Raw genomic sequence first — 16,841 nt, 5'->3', positions numbered from 1 at the left:
TTCTGGAATGCATCCCGCAGCTATAAAGATTAGGGGTGGCGTGGTAGAATCGAGGGTTTACACTATTAATAAACGTTTCAGGAGACACGATCATGGCCAGCAGAGGCGTAAACAAGGTGATTCTCGTCGGGAATCTGGGTCAAGACCCGGAAGTGCGCTACATGCCAAATGGTGGCGCAGTTGCCAACATTACTCTGGCCACGTCAGAGTCCTGGCGCGATAAGCAAACCGGCGAAACTAAAGAAAAAACTGAATGGCACCGTGTTGTGCTGTTCGGGAAACTGGCAGAAGTTGCAGGCGAATACCTGCGTAAAGGCTCCCAGGTTTATATCGAAGGCGCATTGCAGACGCGTAAATGGACCGACCAGGCTGGCGTTGAAAAATACACTACCGAAATCGTGGTTAACGTGGGTGGCACCATGCAAATGTTGGGCGGCCGTGCAGCGGGCGGTGCTCCTGCCGGTGGTGGCGCTCCAGGCCAGCAGCAAGGTGGTTGGGGTCAGCCTCAGCAACCACAGCAGGGTGGCAACCAGTTCAGCGGCGGCGCGCAATCTCGTCCGCAGCAGAGTGCTCCAGCGCCATCTAACAATGAGCCACCAATGGACTTCGATGACGATATTCCATTCTAAGATCATTCGTTAGAGTGAGTGCATTATAAGGCCCGCGGATATTGATAATATCCGCGGGTTTTTTTATCCGGTCAGATTAAATTAACTATTAACAATCTGAATGTATTGCTCCGCGTCATAAGTATTCCTGCTTGCATTAAAACGTTATCCAGCTAAGTTGTTTATGCAAACACAAACACTTATAACTCCACCGGAGAGCAGCATGACGGATTTCGTAATTCCAGAAATAAAAGCCTCAGAAGATGAAATGATTGCTATACGGCATTACTTACACGCTAACCCGGAATTAAGTCTGGAGGAGTTTAAAACCAGTGATTTAGTAGCAAAGCAACTTGAATCCTGGGGATATAAAGTCACGCGAGGAATTGGCACCACTGGGGTTGTGGGTTCTTTGAAAAAAGGGGATTCGAATAAATCTATTGGCTTGCGGGCTGATATGGACGCACTCCCTATTTTTGAAGAAACGAATTTACCCTGGGCCAGTACCGTGGCCGGGAAAATGCACGCCTGCGGCCACGACGGGCACACCACTATTTTATTGGCGGCGGCAAAATATATTGCCTCTGAATCCTGCGAATTTAACGGCACAGTCCATCTCATTTTCCAGCCAGCCGAAGAAGCCATTGGCGGCGCGGACTTAATGATTAAAGAGGGATTGTTCGAGCGTTTCCCATGCGACCGTGTCTTTGCCCTGCACAATATGCCAGGCTTGCCGACCGGAAAACTAGGTTTCTACTCAGGCAACTTTATGGCCTCGGCAGACACCGTAAAAATCACCATCAAAGGCTACGGCGGCCATGGTGCTTATCCGCAACGTACCGTTGACCCCATTGTGACGGGCGCGGCGCTAATCACCGCATTGCAAACCATTGTTTCCCGCAATGTCACACCTGGCGAAACCGCCATTGTTACCGTTGGAACCTTCCAGTCGGGCATTGCCTCCAACGTAATTCCCGACAGCGCGGTAATGGAATTAACCGTGCGCGCCATGAAACCAGAAATTCGCGACCTGCTGATTAAGAGAATTGAAGAATTAGCTGACTTCACGGCGAAAAGCTTTGGCGCCAGCTGCGACGTGGAAGTTTACGACTCCTATCCCGTCTTGATTAACGATGATGAACAAACGGCCTTTGCCCGTGAGCTGGCTGTCGAGTTTTTCGGTAAAGATGCGGTGCTCGATACGGTGCTTCCTTCCACCGGCAGCGAGGATTTTGCCTTTATGCTGCAAGAAAGACCGGGCAGCTATTTCTTATTAGGCAATGGCGAAAAAGGGGAGAAAGGCGGCTGCATGGTGCATAACCCAGGTTATGACTTTAATGATGACATTATTTCCACCGGTGCCTCATTCTTTTCCCGCTTAGTACAAACTTACTGTCGCTAATATCCTGGAGCTAATATGAAAAAATACATTCTGCCATTAATTGCTCTGCTGGCGACAAGCTCGACATTCGCAAATAATATTAAAGAAATACGCTTCGGAGTGGATCCTACATTTGCTCCCTTTGAGTCAAAAGATGCCGCGGGGAAAGTGGTCGGCTTTGATATTGATTTAGGCAATGCTATTTGCGAGAAGCTACAGGCTAAATGCGTGTGGGTGGAAAATAACTTTGATGCCATTATTCCCGCGCTGCAAGCCAGAAAATTTGATGCCATTCTTTCCGGCATGTACATGACGGAAAAACGCAAAGAACAAATCGCCTTTACCGACAAAATATATAACGGTCCGGTCTTTTTAGTCGCACATAAAAATAATCCCATCAAACCGGAAATTGATCAGCTGAAAGGTAAAACCATCGGCGTTGAGCAAGGCTCTGCCCAGGAAACTTACGCGAATAAAAACTGGCGCAGTGCCGGGGTTAACGTGGTGGCTTATCAGGGGGCTGATTAGTGGTACAGGATTTAGAATCCGGACGCATCGACGCGGCAGTCCTTTCCGGGGTGATGGCGGAATATAGCTTCCTGAACAAACCGCAGGGCAAAGATTTTGCTATGGTCGGCAAAGCATTACAGGACCCGGAATTATTTGGGGCAGGTGCGGCGATTGGCTTGCGTAAAGATGATGCGCAATTACGCGAAGCGCTAAATGGCGCGATAAGCCAAATCATTGCGGACGGAACCTACAAGAAACTGGCGGATAAATACTTCAGTTTTGATATCTATTCCGGGACGTAATTTCAGTACAGCACCAGGTGCAAACTGGCCTGGTGCTTTTCTTCAGTCGCTTCGTTGTGCTCCAAAAAATAGTCTAAAAATCGCGCATCATTAAACAATTCAAAAACAACATCTTAACCTTTAATCTTCATTTGAAGCTCCTTCCAGCTTGTCGGGCTGATCACAAATTAAACAGTGAGCAGTTGTGTTTAACTATTCACTTAACCAATATGCTTTCTCGACGCAGTAGCCGATGAGAGCACGAAAATGACGAAATTATTTGTTGGCGTTGATGTGGGTTCCGCAAGTGTCAGAGCCGGTATTTACACAATGGAAGGCACCCGCCTGGCGTTTTCTGTTCGTCCCATCCAGCAATTTCACTACCAGACTAACCGAGTCGAACAATCCTCCAGTGATATCTGGCAGCAGGTGTGCACCACGGTGCGCGAGGCGATAAGCCTTGCGGGTGCGCAATCACAGCAAGTGGTCTCGATTGGATTTGACGCGACATGTTCACTGGTGGCAGTGGGTGAACGCGGGCAGCCGGTGGCGGTAGGCGAGGAAGGTGATGCTGACCACGACATCGTGATGTGGATGGATCACCGTGCAGGCGAAGAAACCCAACGTATCAACGCCACGAATGATTCCGCGCTGCAATACGTCGGTGGACAGGTCAGCATTGAGATGGAATTGCCTAAAATTCTTTGGCTGAAAAACCATTTTCCTGAGCGTTATGCCGCCATCTGGCGGTTCTTCGACTTAGCCGATTACCTGGTATGGCGTGCCACGGGCGTGGATGCGGCAGGCGTTTGTACGCTGACCTGCAAATGGAACTATCTGGCGCATGAAGAACGCTTTAGCCAGAGTTTGCTTGAGTCCGTCGAATTAGCGGATTTGGTGAATAAAATCCCACCGAGCATTATTCAAGTGGGGCAGCCCGTAGGCACTCTGCGCACTGATGTGGCCGCGCAACTGGGCTTAACGCCTGATGTCGTTGTCGCCAGCGGTTTGATTGACGCCCACGCGGGCGGCCTGGCATTAGTGGCGGCGGCTCCTGAAGCTAATCTCGCGATTATCAGCGGCACCTCTAATTGCCACATGATTGTCAGCAAAGAGGCGAAATCGGTGCCTGGCGTGTGGGGACCTTATTTCGCTGCGATGTACCCAGGCTGGTGGCTCAACGAAGGCGGGCAAAGTGCTGCCGGGGCGCTGGTGGACTGGGCATTGACGCAAAGCGACGCCTGGCCTGCATTAAAAAATGAAGCCGACGCGCTGGGCTGTAGGGTTTACCAAATCCTTAACCAGTGGGTCGCGCAACTCGAAGCCGCAGAAAAATATCCTACCAGCCAACTCCATATTCTGGCGGACCACCACGGCAACCGCTCTCCACGATCCGACGCTAACGCCCGTGGCATGATCGCCGGGCTGACGCTCGAAAAAGGCCCGTCTCAGCTTGCGCGATTGTACCTCGCCACCTTGCAGGCCATTGCTTACGGCACGCGCCACATCATCGACACCATGGAACACAACGGCCAGCGCATTGACTCAATAACGCTATGCGGCGGCGCGAGTAAAAATCCGCTCTGGCTGCGCGAATACGCCAACGTCACCGGGCGCGCCATCCATCTGGTTGAAGAAGAAGATGCCGTTACGCTTGGGGCGGCACTCAATGGCGCTGTTGCCTGCAAGGCATTCAGCAGTTTTTCAACGGCGGCTAGCGCCATGGTCAGGCGCGATAAAACCATTGAGCCCGACGCTGCACACCGTGCATTCCACGACGCGAAATATCAGGTTTACCTGCAAATGTACCAGGACCAGCAGCGCTATCAGGCTGTGATGCAGAAAACCCTCGTGGCCTCTTAATTACATAAAAGGAAAAAGAAAGTGCTTACACAAACTCTGCCTTCTGTGTCGCAAAAAATCACTGCGGGTAACAATGAAATCCTGATGGTGACTAATGCAGATTTACGCGAATCAGCGAACCTCGCCTGCTGGCCGGTACAACAAAAATACGAAGCGAAATTGCACGATGCCCTGAGTTCGCTGGGTTACAGCATGAAGCGCGCTCATCCGATAGATGAAGAGCGTGGCCACGGATTTATCAGCAGCCAGCGCCAGGGTAGCTCGCTGTTCGCTCAAATTGACGAAAACGCGCCGGTGATAGTGCTGCTGACCGCCTGGCAATATTCTCATCACGTTGCACCTTCGTTGGTTCATCACAAAGGGCCGGTTTTGCTGCTGGCAAACTTTGACGGCACGTGGCCGGGTCTGGTGGGCATGCTCTGCCTGGCGGGATCGCTGACCAGCCTCGGGAAATCGTACTCGCGTTTGTGGTCAGAAAATTTCGATGACGACCTGTTCGTCAATGGCCTGCAAACCTGGTTGCGCTATGGTTCTTTGCAGCACTCCACCGGCTATTTGCAAGAGATAGCACCTACCCACCCGGTGATGGCGACGCAAGCCGGGGCAATGGGGCGAAACGCCGGTGAATTTATCCTGAAAAACAAAGAGATCCTCGGCCTGTTCGACACCTTCTGTATGGGGATGATTAACGGCGTATTCCCGCAGCAGGCGATGGTGAATATCGGCATGCCAATCGAATCCCTTTCGCAGTCGGCGCTGCTGGTGGAAATGGCAAAAGTGCCTGACGACCTGCGTGAAACGTGCCTGGCCTGGTATCAGGAACGCGGCATGAAATTCCAGTTTGGTGAAAACAGCCGCGAAGAACTGACCCGCGAACAAGTTAAAGAGCAGTGCGCCATGATGATTGCGATGGCGCGATTTGTGCAGCGTTTTGGTCTTTCTGCGGTGGGTGTGCAATACCAGCAAGGCCTGAAAGATAGCTGCGCGGCTTCTGATTTTGCCGAAGGTGCGATTGGCTCAACCGAGCGTTTCCCTATCCCTGACGAGCAGGGAAATATCATCTGCGAAGGCCAGCCGATCCCATGTATCAATGAAGTCGATATGGGCACCGCCATCCCGCAAACCATGCTGTGGCGCTTGCTGACCTCCTTCTCCTTACCTGCCGAAACTACGCTGCACGACATCCGCTGGGGCAGCGTTTATCAGGATACATTTTACTGGGATCTGGAAATTTCTGGTGCCGTACCGTTTGAACACCTGAAAGGGGGAATTGCCGGGGCGACAGGTTATCGCCAGCCAGCGATGTACTTCCCGTATGGTGGCTCCACCATTAGCGGCCAGGGCAAAGCCGGGCGCTTTATCTGGGCGCGTGCGCACTACGAAGGGACTGACGTCATCATGCATATCGGCACCGGGCACGCGGTGGAATTACCGGCCGACGAGTTCGAACGCCGTCGCCGTGCGACCTGCTACGAATGGCCTTTGCTTAACGCCGTGTTGGATGGTGTCGGGCGCGACGACCTGATGGCAGGCCATCAAAGTAACCACCTGACGGTGGCGTATGTTCCAGAAAATGAACTGCAAACGGTTTTGCAGGCCTTCGTTGCTCAGTCGCTGACCCAGGGTATTCGGGTTCACGTTGCCGGTGACGCAATTCGGTTGTTGTAAGAGGACGAGTGGATGAACGAGCAAAAATACCGTGGTATCTGGCCGGTGATGTTAACGCCATTTACCGAACAAAAAGAGATCGACTGGACATCGCTGGAACGCTTGATCGAGTGGTATCTGTCGGCTGGCGTGCATGGCTTATTCGCCGATTGCCAGTCGAGTGAAATGTTCTTTCTCAGCGACGAAGAATCTCTCGAACTGGTGAAATTCGTTGTGAAGTGCGTGAAAGGTCGCGTGCCGGTGGTGGCTTCCGGCCATACCGCCAACGCCTTCAATCACCAGCGTGAGCAGTTGATTAAGATGTCGGATACCGGCGTGGACGCGGTGATTCTCATCAGTAACCGCCTGGCATTGGCCGGAGAAAGCGACGCACTAGCGCTGGAAAATCTACAGCGCCTGACCTTAGATGTGCCAAAGCATGTCGATCTCGGTATTTACGAATGTCCGTTCCCTTATAAGCGTTTGTTGAGTGAAGAAACCGTGGCGTGGTGTGCGCAAAGCGGTCGCTACACCTTTATCAAAGACACTTGTTGCAGCTTGCCGATGATCAAGCGCCGCCTGGCATTAACCAAAGGTAGCCGCCTGCATCTGGCAAACGCGAATAGTCAGACGCTGCTTTCATCGCTGCAAGAAGGTTGCCAGGCCTACAGCGGCGTGATGGCGAACTTCCATCCTGAGCTGTATGTCTGGTTGTACGAAAACTTCCAGACACAGCCAGAAAAAGCTCAACGACTGGCAGATTACCTTTCCACGGCAGCCCTGGCAGAAAACCTGGATTACCCGGTTTGCGCGAAATCTTTCCAGCAGCAAATTGGTAATTTCTCAACCCACACCTGCCGGGTCCGCAGCAGCCAGGGCTATCGTGAAACCTTCTTCCCGCAGGCTATCGACAGCATGGTGCAGTTGGGGCGCGATATTCAGAAAACGCTGGCGATATAAGGAGATAACCGATGCCGTTCACTCAGCAAAGCCGCCAGTTTTTACTGTCCGAAACGCAAACGGATTTTGCCCAATGCCATGCCTCCACGCTGGTGGCATTGCCGGAGCATAATTCCGTGCTGGTGGCTTTTTTTGCCGGAACAAAAGAAGGCAGTGGCGACACCGCCATCTGGCTGTCGCGCTCTGAAAACAGTGAATGGTTGCCTGCACAGCGCATCATGGCAGAGCCGGGTGTGGCGCACTGGAACCCGGTGCTTCACTACCAGCAAGGCGCGGTATGGCTTTTCTATAAAGTCGGACCGGACGTCCACACCTGGACGACGCGCGTGGCGGTTTCGCACGATGGTGGCCTGAGCTGGAGCGCACCGCGCTCACTGATAAGCGGCGATACACAGCCACGCGGGCCGGTGAAAAATAAAATTCTGGTGATGAGTAACGGCGAGTGGTTAGCGCCAGGTTCAACGGAAAATGACCAGCACTGGGATGCGTTTGTCGATGTTTCTGCGGACTGCGGGCAGTCCTGGTACAAAGTCGATATTCCTTTTGAGCACCAGGCACCGGAGCAAGGCGCGGACGAAAACACCTGGCAGGGGCTTAAAGATAATGCGCTGTGGGAGTGCAATTTAAAGCAAGTGTTTGCCTGGGATGGTGTGATTCAGCCCACGTTGTGGGAATCCCAACCGGGGAATATTCATGCGTTGCTACGCAGCACGCGTGGAAAGATCTATCGTACTGATTCTGTTGATTATGGTCGTAGCTGGTGCGCGGCCTATGCCACAGCGCTTCCTAATAATAACAGTGGAATTGATGTGGTGAGACTCAGTGATGGAACGCTGGTTCTGGCATGTAATCCCATCGAAGGAAACTGGGGTCGCCGTTATCCGATTGCTTTACTGGAATCGCAGGATAATGGCGCAACGTGGTCGCAACCCTGGGCTTTAGAACACAGCAAAGGTGAGTTTTCCTATCCAGCCATTATTGCCGAGGGGGAGGTTTTACATCTGACCTGGACTTTCAACCGAACAAACATCGTTTATCAGACAATTACACACAACAAATAAAAACAGTGGAGACCCTATGAAAAAGAACCTGTTATGTGCCCTATTGATGTTGCTACCGTTTGGTGCCGTTCATGCCGAACAAACCCTGACCTACCCGAAAAAGAACATTGATGTCGTTATCCCTAAAAACCCTGGTGGCGGCACGGATACTTCCGCGCGTACCGTCATTGAATTTGCGCGTGACAGAATGCCGTCCGGCACCATGATGGTTCCGGTTAATAAACCTGCGGGCAACGGAATTACGGGCCTGCTGGAAGTCGCAAAAGCGCGTCCGGACGGCTACAAACTGGTGATGACGACCGTTGAGCTGGCGATGTTCCCGCACCAGGGGAAATCACCGGTAACGTATAAAGATTTCACTCCCATCGTCACTACCATCGCTGACCCGGTTGCGGTGGTGGTAAATGCCAAATCACCGTACAACACGCTGCAAGAATTTATTGATGCCGCGAAAGCGAACCCAGGGAAAATTAAAGTGGGTAACTCCGGCATGGGTGCCATTTACGATCTCGCGACCATCAACATTGAGAAAATTACTGGCACGAAATTCAACCGTATTCCTTATAACGAAGGCACCGGTCCTTCCATCGCCGCATTAGTGGGCGAGCACATAGACGCGGTGTTAACCACTCCGGGTTCAGTTAAATCTCAGGTCGATGCCGGTATTTTAAAAGTACTCGGTGTGATGGATGAAAAACGATTCCCGTTATTCCCGGATGTTCCGACATTTAAAGAAGCGCTGAATCTGGATGTAAACGTAAAAATGCGCGCCTGGGCGGTTCTGGCGACCACCGCAAAAGTGGACGACAACATCAAGAAACAACTGGTTGATACGTTTACCGAAGTGGTGAAAACCCCGGCATACCAGGAAGCGCTGAAGAAACAAGGCATTATGCCGGTCGTGATTACCGGTGACGATGCCTATGAAATGATGAAAGACGACCACGAGTTGTACGGCAAACTGATTGCCGAAACCACGAAGAAATAATCGATAAAAATATCACCCATCTCCTGTCGGTGAATGCCGGCAGGAGGGAGATTCGACAATGCGAACGCAGAATTTTTTTGTTGGGATGTTCTCTCTGGTATTGGGGATAGCGATTATCTTCCTCTCGCGCAATATGCCGATGTTTGATGAAAACGGCATATTAGGTGAGCGTTTCTGGCCCTATACCCTGGCCTGGTTATTTATTGGCTTAGGTGTTATCCAATGGATAAGTATTTATTTGCAACGTGATACTGCAGATGGCGAAAAAGCCGATCTTAGCTCTTATCCGGTGCGTAAAGCCTACGGTGTCACGGTCCTGATGGTGATATACGCGGTGGCCCTTTGTTATGCCGGGTTTATTGCTTCATCGGTAATTTTGATCCCCGCAATTATGTGGGTAATGGGTGAGCGGCGTCCGCTATTTTTAGCCATTACCACCGCGCTGATTGTGCTGTGTATATATGTCTCATTTGAAGTTGTCTTTAATTCACCGCTGCCGGAATCCATATTTTCCGAGTCATTCTAAGAGGCTAAGATGAACGAAATTCTTGATGCCCTGATGATTGTCTTTAGCTTAGAAACGACCGGCATGATTTTGCTTGGCGTTCTGGCGGGGATCATCATTGGTGCGCTACCGGGTTTAACGGTGAATATGGGTATCGCCCTGCTGCTGCCGCTAACGTATTCCTTCCAGGGAATGACCGGCATCCTGATGCTGCTGGGGGTTTATTGCGGTGCGGTTTATGGCGGTTCAATTACGGCGATATTAATCAGCACGCCAGGCACGCCTGCTTCTGCGGCCACGGTGCTTGATGGCTATCCGATGGCAAAACGTGGCGAAGCGGGACGCGCGCTGGGTTTATCCACGCTGGCATCGATGTTCGGTGGCGTGTTCAGTACCATCGCACTGGTTTTAATTGCGCCGCTGCTGGCAAAAGTGGCTACCGGATTTTCTTCCGCGGAATATTTTGCTCTCGCTATTTTTGGCATCAGCATTATTACCAGCGTTTCCTCGCAGTCGGTTATTAAAGGTTTAATCGGCGGCGTGCTGGGCTTATTTATTGCCACCATTGGTCTGGACCCGATGACCAGCGGCATGCGTTTTACCTTTGATTCAATTTACCTGATGGGTGGGATTTCCTTTATTCCAGTTCTCGTTGGCCTGTTCGCTTTCTCGCAGGGCTTATTAAGCCTTGAAGAGGATCATCGCGAAAAGCTGGCGGGAATTGTTCGCCAGACCAAAAGTAAAATTGACCGCATTCTGCCCACCTGGTCTGATATTAAACGCGTGATGCCAACCTATATCCGCTCATCAATCATCGGTACGGGTATCGGTGCAATTCCTGGGACTGGCGGCGATATCGCCTCGTTTATTGCTTATAACGAAGCCAAACGCTGGTCAAAACACCCGGAAGAATTTGGGCACGGTTCACCGGAAGGCGTTTCAGCGCCGGAAGCGGGGGCAAACTCCGTGGCGGGTGGCGCAATGGTGCCGCTGATGACGCTGGGTATTCCGGGCGATGGCGCGACGGCAATTATCATGGGCGCGTTTATGGTGCAAGGGCTGGCGCTCGGGCCGCAGTTATTCACGGATCATCCGGTTGAAGTCAATTCCATTTTCATCGGTTTGTTTGCGGCGAATATCTTTATGGGCATCATGGGCTTTATGGGGATGCGCTTATTTGCCAAAGTGATGAGCGTGCCGCGCCGTGTACTGGTGCCGATTATCTTTGTGTTGTGCTCGGTTGGGGCATATTCCGTTAACCATGATATGACCGATGTGTTTGTCATGATGGGCGCAGGGCTTGCGGCGTATATTCTGATTAAGCTGGATTTTTCGATGTCGCCCATTGTTATCGGTATTATTCTTGGGCCGATGGCAGAGTCGAATTTCCGCCGCACGCTGGTTATCTCCGAAGGCGACCCGATGATATTCCTCACGCGCCCGGTCTGCGCAGTGTTTTTAGGTATCGCAATACTGACGCTGTTGTTACCGATTTTTGGCCCGCGTTTAAAAGCCTTATGGCGTAGACAAACCAGCTAAGGAAGAGTCAGATTGGCAAAGACAATTGAGCAAATCGCCACGGATCTTGGCGTTTCAATCACCACGGTGCGAGCCGTGTTGAATGGCAATGCGCAGAAATATCGCATTAGCGAAAAGACCCAGGAAAGAATCAATAGTTACGTTAAAAAACATAGCTATACCATCAATCTTGCTGCGCGGAGTTTAAAGCTTAATAAGACGGACACCTTTGGCCTGGTGATCCCGCGCCTGTCTAACCCCTTCTTTTCTGCACTGGCCGAATTACTGGAAGCACGCTGTCGTGAGCAGGGTTATCAGTTAATGATTAGCTGCACCAACAACGATACGGCGTATGAAAACTTGTTGGTGAAATCGCTGGAGAATCGCAACGTTGATGGGATTTTTGTCGTCTCGACCAACGCAACAAGCCAGGCGCATTACCTGAAAAACTGCCAGAAACCGCTGGTGTTTCTCGACAGGGATTTTGGCGTTGAAGGCGCGTGTTGCGTGGTGACGGATAACGTGGATAGCGGCTTTCGGCTGACGGACGCGATGCTGAACCACACTCACGCGCCGATTCAGTTCTTCGTTGGCGACCCGAATTCACCGTCAATCGTTGACCGCCTGACCGGTTATCGCGCGGCGATGAAACAGCATGGCATCAAAATTATGCCCGAGCACATCAGCAGCGCCGGGCATAACCAGCTAAGCGACGGTGAAAAAATGATGGCGGATTATATCGATACCCATCACCGCTGGCCGCAGCATTTTATTGCGTCGTCGTTGCCAATTTTACAAGGTGCGCTAGGGGTATTGCGCGAGCGCTACGGCTATATTCCGCACGAGATAAACATTGGCACCTTCGATGACAATATTATGCTCAGTTTCCTTGCGAATAATATTTGGGCAATGCGCCAAAACGAGAAGCATCTTGCGCGAGAAGCCTGCCAGATGATGCTGGAAAAACTCGCCCGGCATGATGAACCACCGGGCAGCAGAGCCAAAGCGGAATTGGTATTCAGGCAAAGCACGGTGAATGCTCGCGACGCAAAACGCTGATCGACAAAAACAAAAAAGGCCTCGTATTTAACAGAGGCCTTTCACATTTCTGGCTGACCAATCAGGTCATTACCATCGGCCATTCAGGTGGCGCATGGCTTGAGATCTCAACCATAATGTCTTTAAACGATGCCCAGATGACCGGGAAATCGGCCCACTCCAGCCCCAATAAGCCGGTCGCAAACCACAACGCAGACGCAATCCCCAGCATGCTGCTGACGATGGCAAAAAACGTGTAATCGGATTTGCGAAACTGGATATTCAACGTGCTGGCTAAAAACATCAGAACCGCACTGACTAAAGGCCAGCGCATTAATAAAACGCTGGTAGTAATTGCCGCCATGAAAATTGTTCCTTAATCACATAACTCATCACGCTAAACGGTTATGCGCGACATAAGGCGCAGCAATGACAACTCGGGACCGTCAGGGGAATAAGTGGGTACAAAAAATGTAAGAAGAATCCTGTCTCACAGGATTTGTGAACTATATCACATTTGTTCTTTTAATCGCCAGTTCTGTGGCGCATTTTCTGACCCATTTCTCGAATGTTCAGGCAACAATACTGCGGCAAATACCGTCAGGCGTGGTGACGATAATCAGTCGGTGTGCGGTCAAACTCACGGCGGAAAACGCGGGAAAATGTTTGCTGAGAAACATAACCGTAGTCCATCGCGATATCAAAAATGGGGCGCTGGGTATTTCGCAGCTCTTTCGCTGCCATCAACAGACGGCGCTGGCGAATGTATTCACCTAACGTCTGGCGCTTAACGGTACGGAACATTCGTTGAAGGTACCATTTTGAATAGCCTGATTTTTTTGCCACAACGTCAATGTTCAGCGGTTGATCAATGTGATCGTCAATCCATTCAGTCAAAGTTTGAATAATGTCCTGATGCGCCATAAGTCATCCTCAAGCCTGTGTGTTCGTTAGCAGGTTTTGTTGGCAGCGAGTATAATTCCTCAAGTTAACTTGAGGTAAAGAGGATTATGGAAAAGAAAACACCGCGCTTTAAACCGTTACTCAGTCCTGGTGAAGTGGCAAAGCGCAGCGGCGTGGCTGTTTCCGCTTTGCACTTCTACGAAAGCAAGGGGCTGATCAAAAGCAGACGAAATAGCGGAAACCAGCGGCGTTATACGCGTGATGTGCTGCGAAACGTCGCCATTATTAAAATCGCCCAGCGAATCGGCATTCCGCTGTCGACTATTGGTGAAGAGTTTGGCGTGCTACCGGACGGCCATAAAATTAATAAAAACGACTGGAAAAAGATGTCGTCGCAATGGCGTGAAGAGCTCGATCGGCGCATCAACATGCTGACTGCGCTGCGTGACGAACTTGATGGCTGCATCGGCTGCGGTTGTTTATCGGGTGCCGACTGCCCGCTGCGAAATCCTGGCGATAAACTTGGTGAAGAGGGGACTGGCGCACGTCTTTTAGAAGATGATTAAGGTGAATCGCAGGCAAAACTAAAGCGCCCAACTTCGGCGCTTTAGTTTATTACCCGGTCTTTGTCTTTCGATCTATCCCGCTTTTCGCAAGGAGGGTTTCCCCCGACATCAGCGTCCCTCAATTACACATTCTCAGGAGGTTCCGGATTGCACTGACAATTTAAGTGTAGCCAGGCATAGTCAGGTTTCAAGGTGAGTTTGCATGTTTTTTGAACAATTCTAATGCGCCACATTGCGCAACGTTTCCTATAGTTAACTCATCTTGCTAAACAGAAGGTTAACTCATGCTTACCGTTCATCATCTCAATAACTCCCGCTCACAGCGCATATTATGGATGCTTGAAGAGCTTCAGGTGCCGTACCAGATCGTTCGCTATCAGCGCGAACCCACGATGCTCGCACCAGAGTCATTAAAAGCCGTGCACCCGCTAGGGAAATCGCCGGTGGTGGAAGATAACGGCAATATCCTCGTGGAATCCGGGGCAATCATCGAATATCTGCAAGAAACCTATGACCCCGAAAGCCGTCTCAAGCCGATTTCCTGCGAGGATAAACTGCGTTATCGATTCTGGCTCCATTATGCCGAAGGATCGCTGATGCCCTTGCTGATGATGAAACTGGTCTTTGGTAGCCTGGGCAAAGCGCCTGTGCCGTGGTTGTTACGTCCGGTCGGCAATGTTTTGGGGCAGGGCGTGCAAAAGGCGTATCTGAACAAACAGATTTTGACGCATGCGCGTTACCTCGAAGATTGTCTGCAAAAAACGCCCTGGTTTGCCGGGCAAGCGATAAGTGCGGCGGATATTCAGATGAGTTTCCCGGTTATCGCTTTGCTGTCTCGCGGTGGCATAAGCGACCTGCCGAATTTGCAGAATTGGTATAACCAGGTGCAAATGCGCCCTGCCTGGCAACGGGCAATTCAGCAAGGCGGGCCATTCGAAATCCCGTAATATCCGTCATTCTTCAATTCGCCTTTTTGTTGGCTGCGCTCACTCGCCCAAATCACTGACTTATGTCAGCTCATTGGGACTCTTTCTCTTGCCGCCGCAATGCGAATCGAATGATTTAGGATATTAGTTTTGGATATTGAAAAATCCTATGAGCCAGGAAAATGCATTACCCGTATCTTGCATCATTGTTGCTAAATTGCGCATCGACGATAACGTTTGCGCATGAGGTGGCGATATTTTGACCGGCTAACGCATTTTTCGGCAAAAAGCGGCAAAGTTCGGTTGAAAATCCATGTAAGAAGGCCGGATAATCGTTTGCCTTAATTTTGACGCACAGTTTGTATGCGTGGAGTTAAACGTTTGCTTTTTTTGTGACGCCCTTTTTTGTCGCAAACGCAGCACAGGGATTTATTCGTCGTTTTTTTTGAATATGAACGTTTAATTAGAAGCGGATTCCGCCACGCATACCGACTTAATCATAAAAATCTCAGGGGATTTTTCACTATGTCTAATCATTCTCCGCGTGCAACCAGCGGCATCGACGCCTGGTTCAAAATATCTGCACGTGGCAGCACCGTTCGCCAGGAAGTTGTTGCGGGTTTAACGACCTTTCTCGCGATGGTGTACTCCGTGATCGTGGTACCGGGCATGCTCGGTAAAGCAGGTTTCCCTCCTGCGGCGGTCTTTGTGGCAACTTGTCTGGTCGCCGGTGTTGGCTCTCTGGTGATGGGCTTGTGGGCGAACCTGCCGCTGGCCATTGGTTGCGCTATTTCACTGACCGCGTTCACCGCATTCAGCCTGGTGCTCGGCCAACACATCAGCGTTCCGGTTGCGTTAGGTGCCGTGTTCCTGATGGGTGTGCTGTTCACCATCATCTCCGCAACCGGTATTCGTAGCTGGATTTTGCGTAACTTGCCGATGGGCGTTGCGCACGGCACCGGTATCGGTATCGGCCTGTTCCTGCTGCTGATTGCGGCAAACGGTGTCGGTTTGGTTATCAAAAACCCACTGGACGGCCTGCCTGTTGCGCTTGGCCATTTCGCCAGCTTCCCGGTGATTATGTCTTTGATTGGCCTGGCGGTAATCATTGGTCTGGAAAAACTGAAAGTCCCTGGCGGCATTTTGCTGACTATCATCGGGATTTCTGTTTTCGGCCTGATTTTCGATCCGACAGTGCATTTTTCCGGCATCTTCGCGATGCCTTCGCTGAAAGACGAAGCGGGTAACTCACTGATTGGCAGCCTGGATATTATGGGCGCGCTGAACCCAGTGGTATTGCCAAGCGTTCTGGCGCTGGTCATGACGGCGGTATTCGATGCAACCGGCACCATTCGCGCCGTTGCGGGCCAGGCAAATCTGCTGGATAAAGACGGTCAAATCATTGATGGCGGCAAAGCGCTGACCACCGACTCCCTCAGCTCCGTGTTCTCGGGCCTGGTGGGTGCGGCGCCTGCGGCGGTTTACATCGAATCTGCGGCAGGTACGGCGGCGGGCGGTAAAACTGGCCTGACGGCAATCACCGTTGGCGTATTGTTCCTGCTGATTCTGTTCCTTTCACCGCTCTCTTATCTGGTTCCTGCTTACGCCACCGCTCCGGCGCTGATGTATGTGGGCTTGCTGATGTTGAGCAACGTAGCAAAAATCGATTTCGCTGATTTCGTTGATGCTATGGCGGGCCTGATCACTGCGGTGTTCATCGTGCTGACCTGTAACATCGTTACCGGCATCATGATTGGTTTCGCCTCTCTGGTGATTGGCCGCATCGTATCGGGTGAATGGCGCAAGCTGAACATCGGAACGGTGGTGATTGCCATCGCATTGGTCGCATTCTACGCAGGCGGCTGGGCTATTTAACTTCATACTTCAAGCTGCAGGGTCGTTGGCTGCACTCGCGAACCCCAGTCACTTACTTTTGTAAGCTCCTGGGGATTCGCTCTTTTGCCGCCTGGCTGCAACTTGAATTATTTTGATTAAAAAGTTTTCAGAATATCCCTCCCAAACACCTCAAATCTTTTCCTGTTTCCTTCCGGTGAACCCCTAAATAATTCGAGTTGCAGAAAGGCGA

15 protein-coding genes and 1 pseudogene are annotated in these 16,841 nt (G+C 51.2%); 14 read left to right on the top strand and 2 right to left on the bottom strand.

All coding sequences use genetic code 11. The annotated features are described in order from the left end of the window. The first annotated feature begins 92 nt into the window (after positions 1–92). The 11 genes and pseudogenes from ssb1 to DY231_RS21795 all read left to right on the top strand — a co-directional run bounded on the left by ssb1 (position 93) and on the right by DY231_RS21795 (position 12,381). The gene (ssb1, locus tag DY231_RS21845) at positions 93–629 is read left to right on the top strand and encodes a single-stranded DNA-binding protein SSB1 (protein WP_115631525.1); all 537 of its coding nucleotides are present in this window, start codon (positions 93–95) and stop codon (positions 627–629) included. Positions 630–831: 202 nt separating this feature from the next. Further along, positions 832–2,010, top strand: coding sequence for a M20 aminoacylase family protein (locus DY231_RS21840; protein WP_115631524.1), 1,179 nt, complete (start codon positions 832–834; stop codon positions 2,008–2,010). A 15-nt stretch (positions 2,011–2,025) separates the two neighbouring features. Continuing rightward, positions 2,026–2,801 (top strand): annotated as a pseudogene (locus DY231_RS21835) (ABC transporter substrate-binding protein). 246 nt (positions 2,802–3,047) lie between these two features. After that, positions 3,048–4,643: an FGGY-family carbohydrate kinase gene (locus tag DY231_RS21830; RefSeq protein WP_115631523.1), complete on the top strand. Its 1,596-nt coding sequence runs from the start codon at positions 3,048–3,050 to the stop codon at positions 4,641–4,643. A 21-nt stretch (positions 4,644–4,664) separates the two neighbouring features. Continuing rightward, positions 4,665–6,311, top strand: coding sequence for a signal transduction protein (locus tag DY231_RS21825; RefSeq protein ID WP_115631522.1), 1,647 nt, complete (start codon positions 4,665–4,667; stop codon positions 6,309–6,311). Positions 6,312–6,323: 12 nt separating this feature from the next. Beyond that, on the top strand, positions 6,324–7,250 hold the full coding sequence (locus DY231_RS21820) for a dihydrodipicolinate synthase family protein (protein ID WP_115631521.1): 927 nt from the start codon (positions 6,324–6,326) through the stop codon (positions 7,248–7,250). A gap of 11 nt (positions 7,251–7,261) precedes the next feature. Continuing rightward, complete coding sequence (locus tag DY231_RS21815) at positions 7,262–8,311, top strand: sialidase family protein (RefSeq protein WP_115631520.1); 1,050 nt, start codon at positions 7,262–7,264, stop codon at positions 8,309–8,311. Positions 8,312–8,327: 16 nt separating this feature from the next. Continuing rightward, the gene (locus DY231_RS21810; RefSeq protein ID WP_115631519.1) at positions 8,328–9,299 is read left to right on the top strand and encodes a tripartite tricarboxylate transporter substrate binding protein; all 972 of its coding nucleotides are present in this window, start codon (positions 8,328–8,330) and stop codon (positions 9,297–9,299) included. Between the two features lie 58 nt (positions 9,300–9,357). Then, complete coding sequence (locus tag DY231_RS21805; RefSeq protein WP_115631518.1) at positions 9,358–9,825, top strand: tripartite tricarboxylate transporter TctB family protein; 468 nt, start codon at positions 9,358–9,360, stop codon at positions 9,823–9,825. A gap of 9 nt (positions 9,826–9,834) precedes the next feature. Then, positions 9,835–11,343: a tripartite tricarboxylate transporter permease gene (locus tag DY231_RS21800; RefSeq protein ID WP_115631517.1), complete on the top strand. Its 1,509-nt coding sequence runs from the start codon at positions 9,835–9,837 to the stop codon at positions 11,341–11,343. 12 nt (positions 11,344–11,355) lie between these two features. Beyond that, a complete protein-coding gene (locus tag DY231_RS21795; RefSeq protein WP_115631516.1) occupies positions 11,356–12,381 on the top strand; it encodes a LacI family DNA-binding transcriptional regulator in 1,026 nt (341 codons plus the stop codon). A 61-nt stretch (positions 12,382–12,442) separates the two neighbouring features. On the opposite strand, the gene DY231_RS21790 is transcribed toward DY231_RS21795, so the two are convergent. After that, positions 12,443–12,724, bottom strand: a complete 282-nt coding sequence (locus DY231_RS21790) for a YjcB family protein (RefSeq protein ID WP_115631515.1) — start codon at positions 12,722–12,724, stop codon at positions 12,443–12,445. Positions 12,725–12,960: 236 nt separating this feature from the next. After that, the gene (gene soxS / locus DY231_RS21785) at positions 12,961–13,284 is read right to left on the bottom strand and encodes a superoxide response transcriptional regulator SoxS (RefSeq protein ID WP_034492462.1); all 324 of its coding nucleotides are present in this window, start codon (positions 13,282–13,284) and stop codon (positions 12,961–12,963) included. An 86-nt stretch (positions 13,285–13,370) separates the two neighbouring features. Here soxS and soxR point away from each other — a divergent pair, with 86 nt between their 5' ends. The 3 genes from soxR to DY231_RS21770 all read left to right on the top strand — a co-directional run bounded on the left by soxR (position 13,371) and on the right by DY231_RS21770 (position 16,630). Beyond that, entirely contained in the window at positions 13,371–13,829 is a 459-nt protein-coding gene (gene soxR, locus DY231_RS21780) for a redox-sensitive transcriptional activator SoxR (protein WP_115631514.1), read from the top strand. Between the two features lie 284 nt (positions 13,830–14,113). Continuing rightward, complete coding sequence (locus DY231_RS21775; protein ID WP_115631513.1) at positions 14,114–14,776, top strand: glutathione S-transferase family protein; 663 nt, start codon at positions 14,114–14,116, stop codon at positions 14,774–14,776. Between the two features lie 504 nt (positions 14,777–15,280). Then, positions 15,281–16,630, top strand: coding sequence for an NCS2 family permease (locus tag DY231_RS21770; RefSeq protein ID WP_115631512.1), 1,350 nt, complete (start codon positions 15,281–15,283; stop codon positions 16,628–16,630). Positions 16,631–16,841 lie beyond the last annotated feature (211 nt).

The organism is Buttiauxella agrestis, assembly GCF_900446255.1.
GTDB lineage: Bacteria > Pseudomonadota > Gammaproteobacteria > Enterobacterales > Enterobacteriaceae > Buttiauxella > Buttiauxella agrestis.
This window is presented reverse-complemented; position numbering and strand designations above follow the sequence as displayed.

What these genes read in the sequence shown, in the direction of transcription:
- ssb1 (WP_115631525.1), top strand. Translation starts at nt 93, where the DNA reads ATGGCCAGCAGAGGCGTAAACAAGGTGATTCTCGTCGGGAATCTGGGT.
- DY231_RS21840 (WP_115631524.1), top strand. Translation starts at nt 832, where the DNA reads ATGACGGATTTCGTAATTCCAGAAATAAAAGCCTCAGAAGATGAAATG.
- DY231_RS21830 (WP_115631523.1), top strand. Translation starts at nt 3,048, where the DNA reads ATGACGAAATTATTTGTTGGCGTTGATGTGGGTTCCGCAAGTGTCAGA.
- DY231_RS21820 (WP_115631521.1), top strand. Translation starts at nt 6,324, where the DNA reads ATGAACGAGCAAAAATACCGTGGTATCTGGCCGGTGATGTTAACGCCA.
- DY231_RS21815 (WP_115631520.1), top strand. Translation starts at nt 7,262, where the DNA reads ATGCCGTTCACTCAGCAAAGCCGCCAGTTTTTACTGTCCGAAACGCAA.
- DY231_RS21810 (WP_115631519.1), top strand. Translation starts at nt 8,328, where the DNA reads ATGAAAAAGAACCTGTTATGTGCCCTATTGATGTTGCTACCGTTTGGT.
- DY231_RS21805 (WP_115631518.1), top strand. Translation starts at nt 9,358, where the DNA reads ATGCGAACGCAGAATTTTTTTGTTGGGATGTTCTCTCTGGTATTGGGG.
- DY231_RS21800 (WP_115631517.1), top strand. Translation starts at nt 9,835, where the DNA reads ATGAACGAAATTCTTGATGCCCTGATGATTGTCTTTAGCTTAGAAACG.
- DY231_RS21790 (WP_115631515.1), bottom strand. Translation starts at nt 12,724, where the DNA reads ATGGCGGCAATTACTACCAGCGTTTTATTAATGCGCTGGCCTTTAGTC.
- soxS (WP_034492462.1), bottom strand. Translation starts at nt 13,284, where the DNA reads ATGGCGCATCAGGACATTATTCAAACTTTGACTGAATGGATTGACGAT.
- soxR (WP_115631514.1), top strand. Translation starts at nt 13,371, where the DNA reads ATGGAAAAGAAAACACCGCGCTTTAAACCGTTACTCAGTCCTGGTGAA.
- DY231_RS21775 (WP_115631513.1), top strand. Translation starts at nt 14,114, where the DNA reads ATGCTTACCGTTCATCATCTCAATAACTCCCGCTCACAGCGCATATTA.
- DY231_RS21770 (WP_115631512.1), top strand. Translation starts at nt 15,281, where the DNA reads ATGTCTAATCATTCTCCGCGTGCAACCAGCGGCATCGACGCCTGGTTC.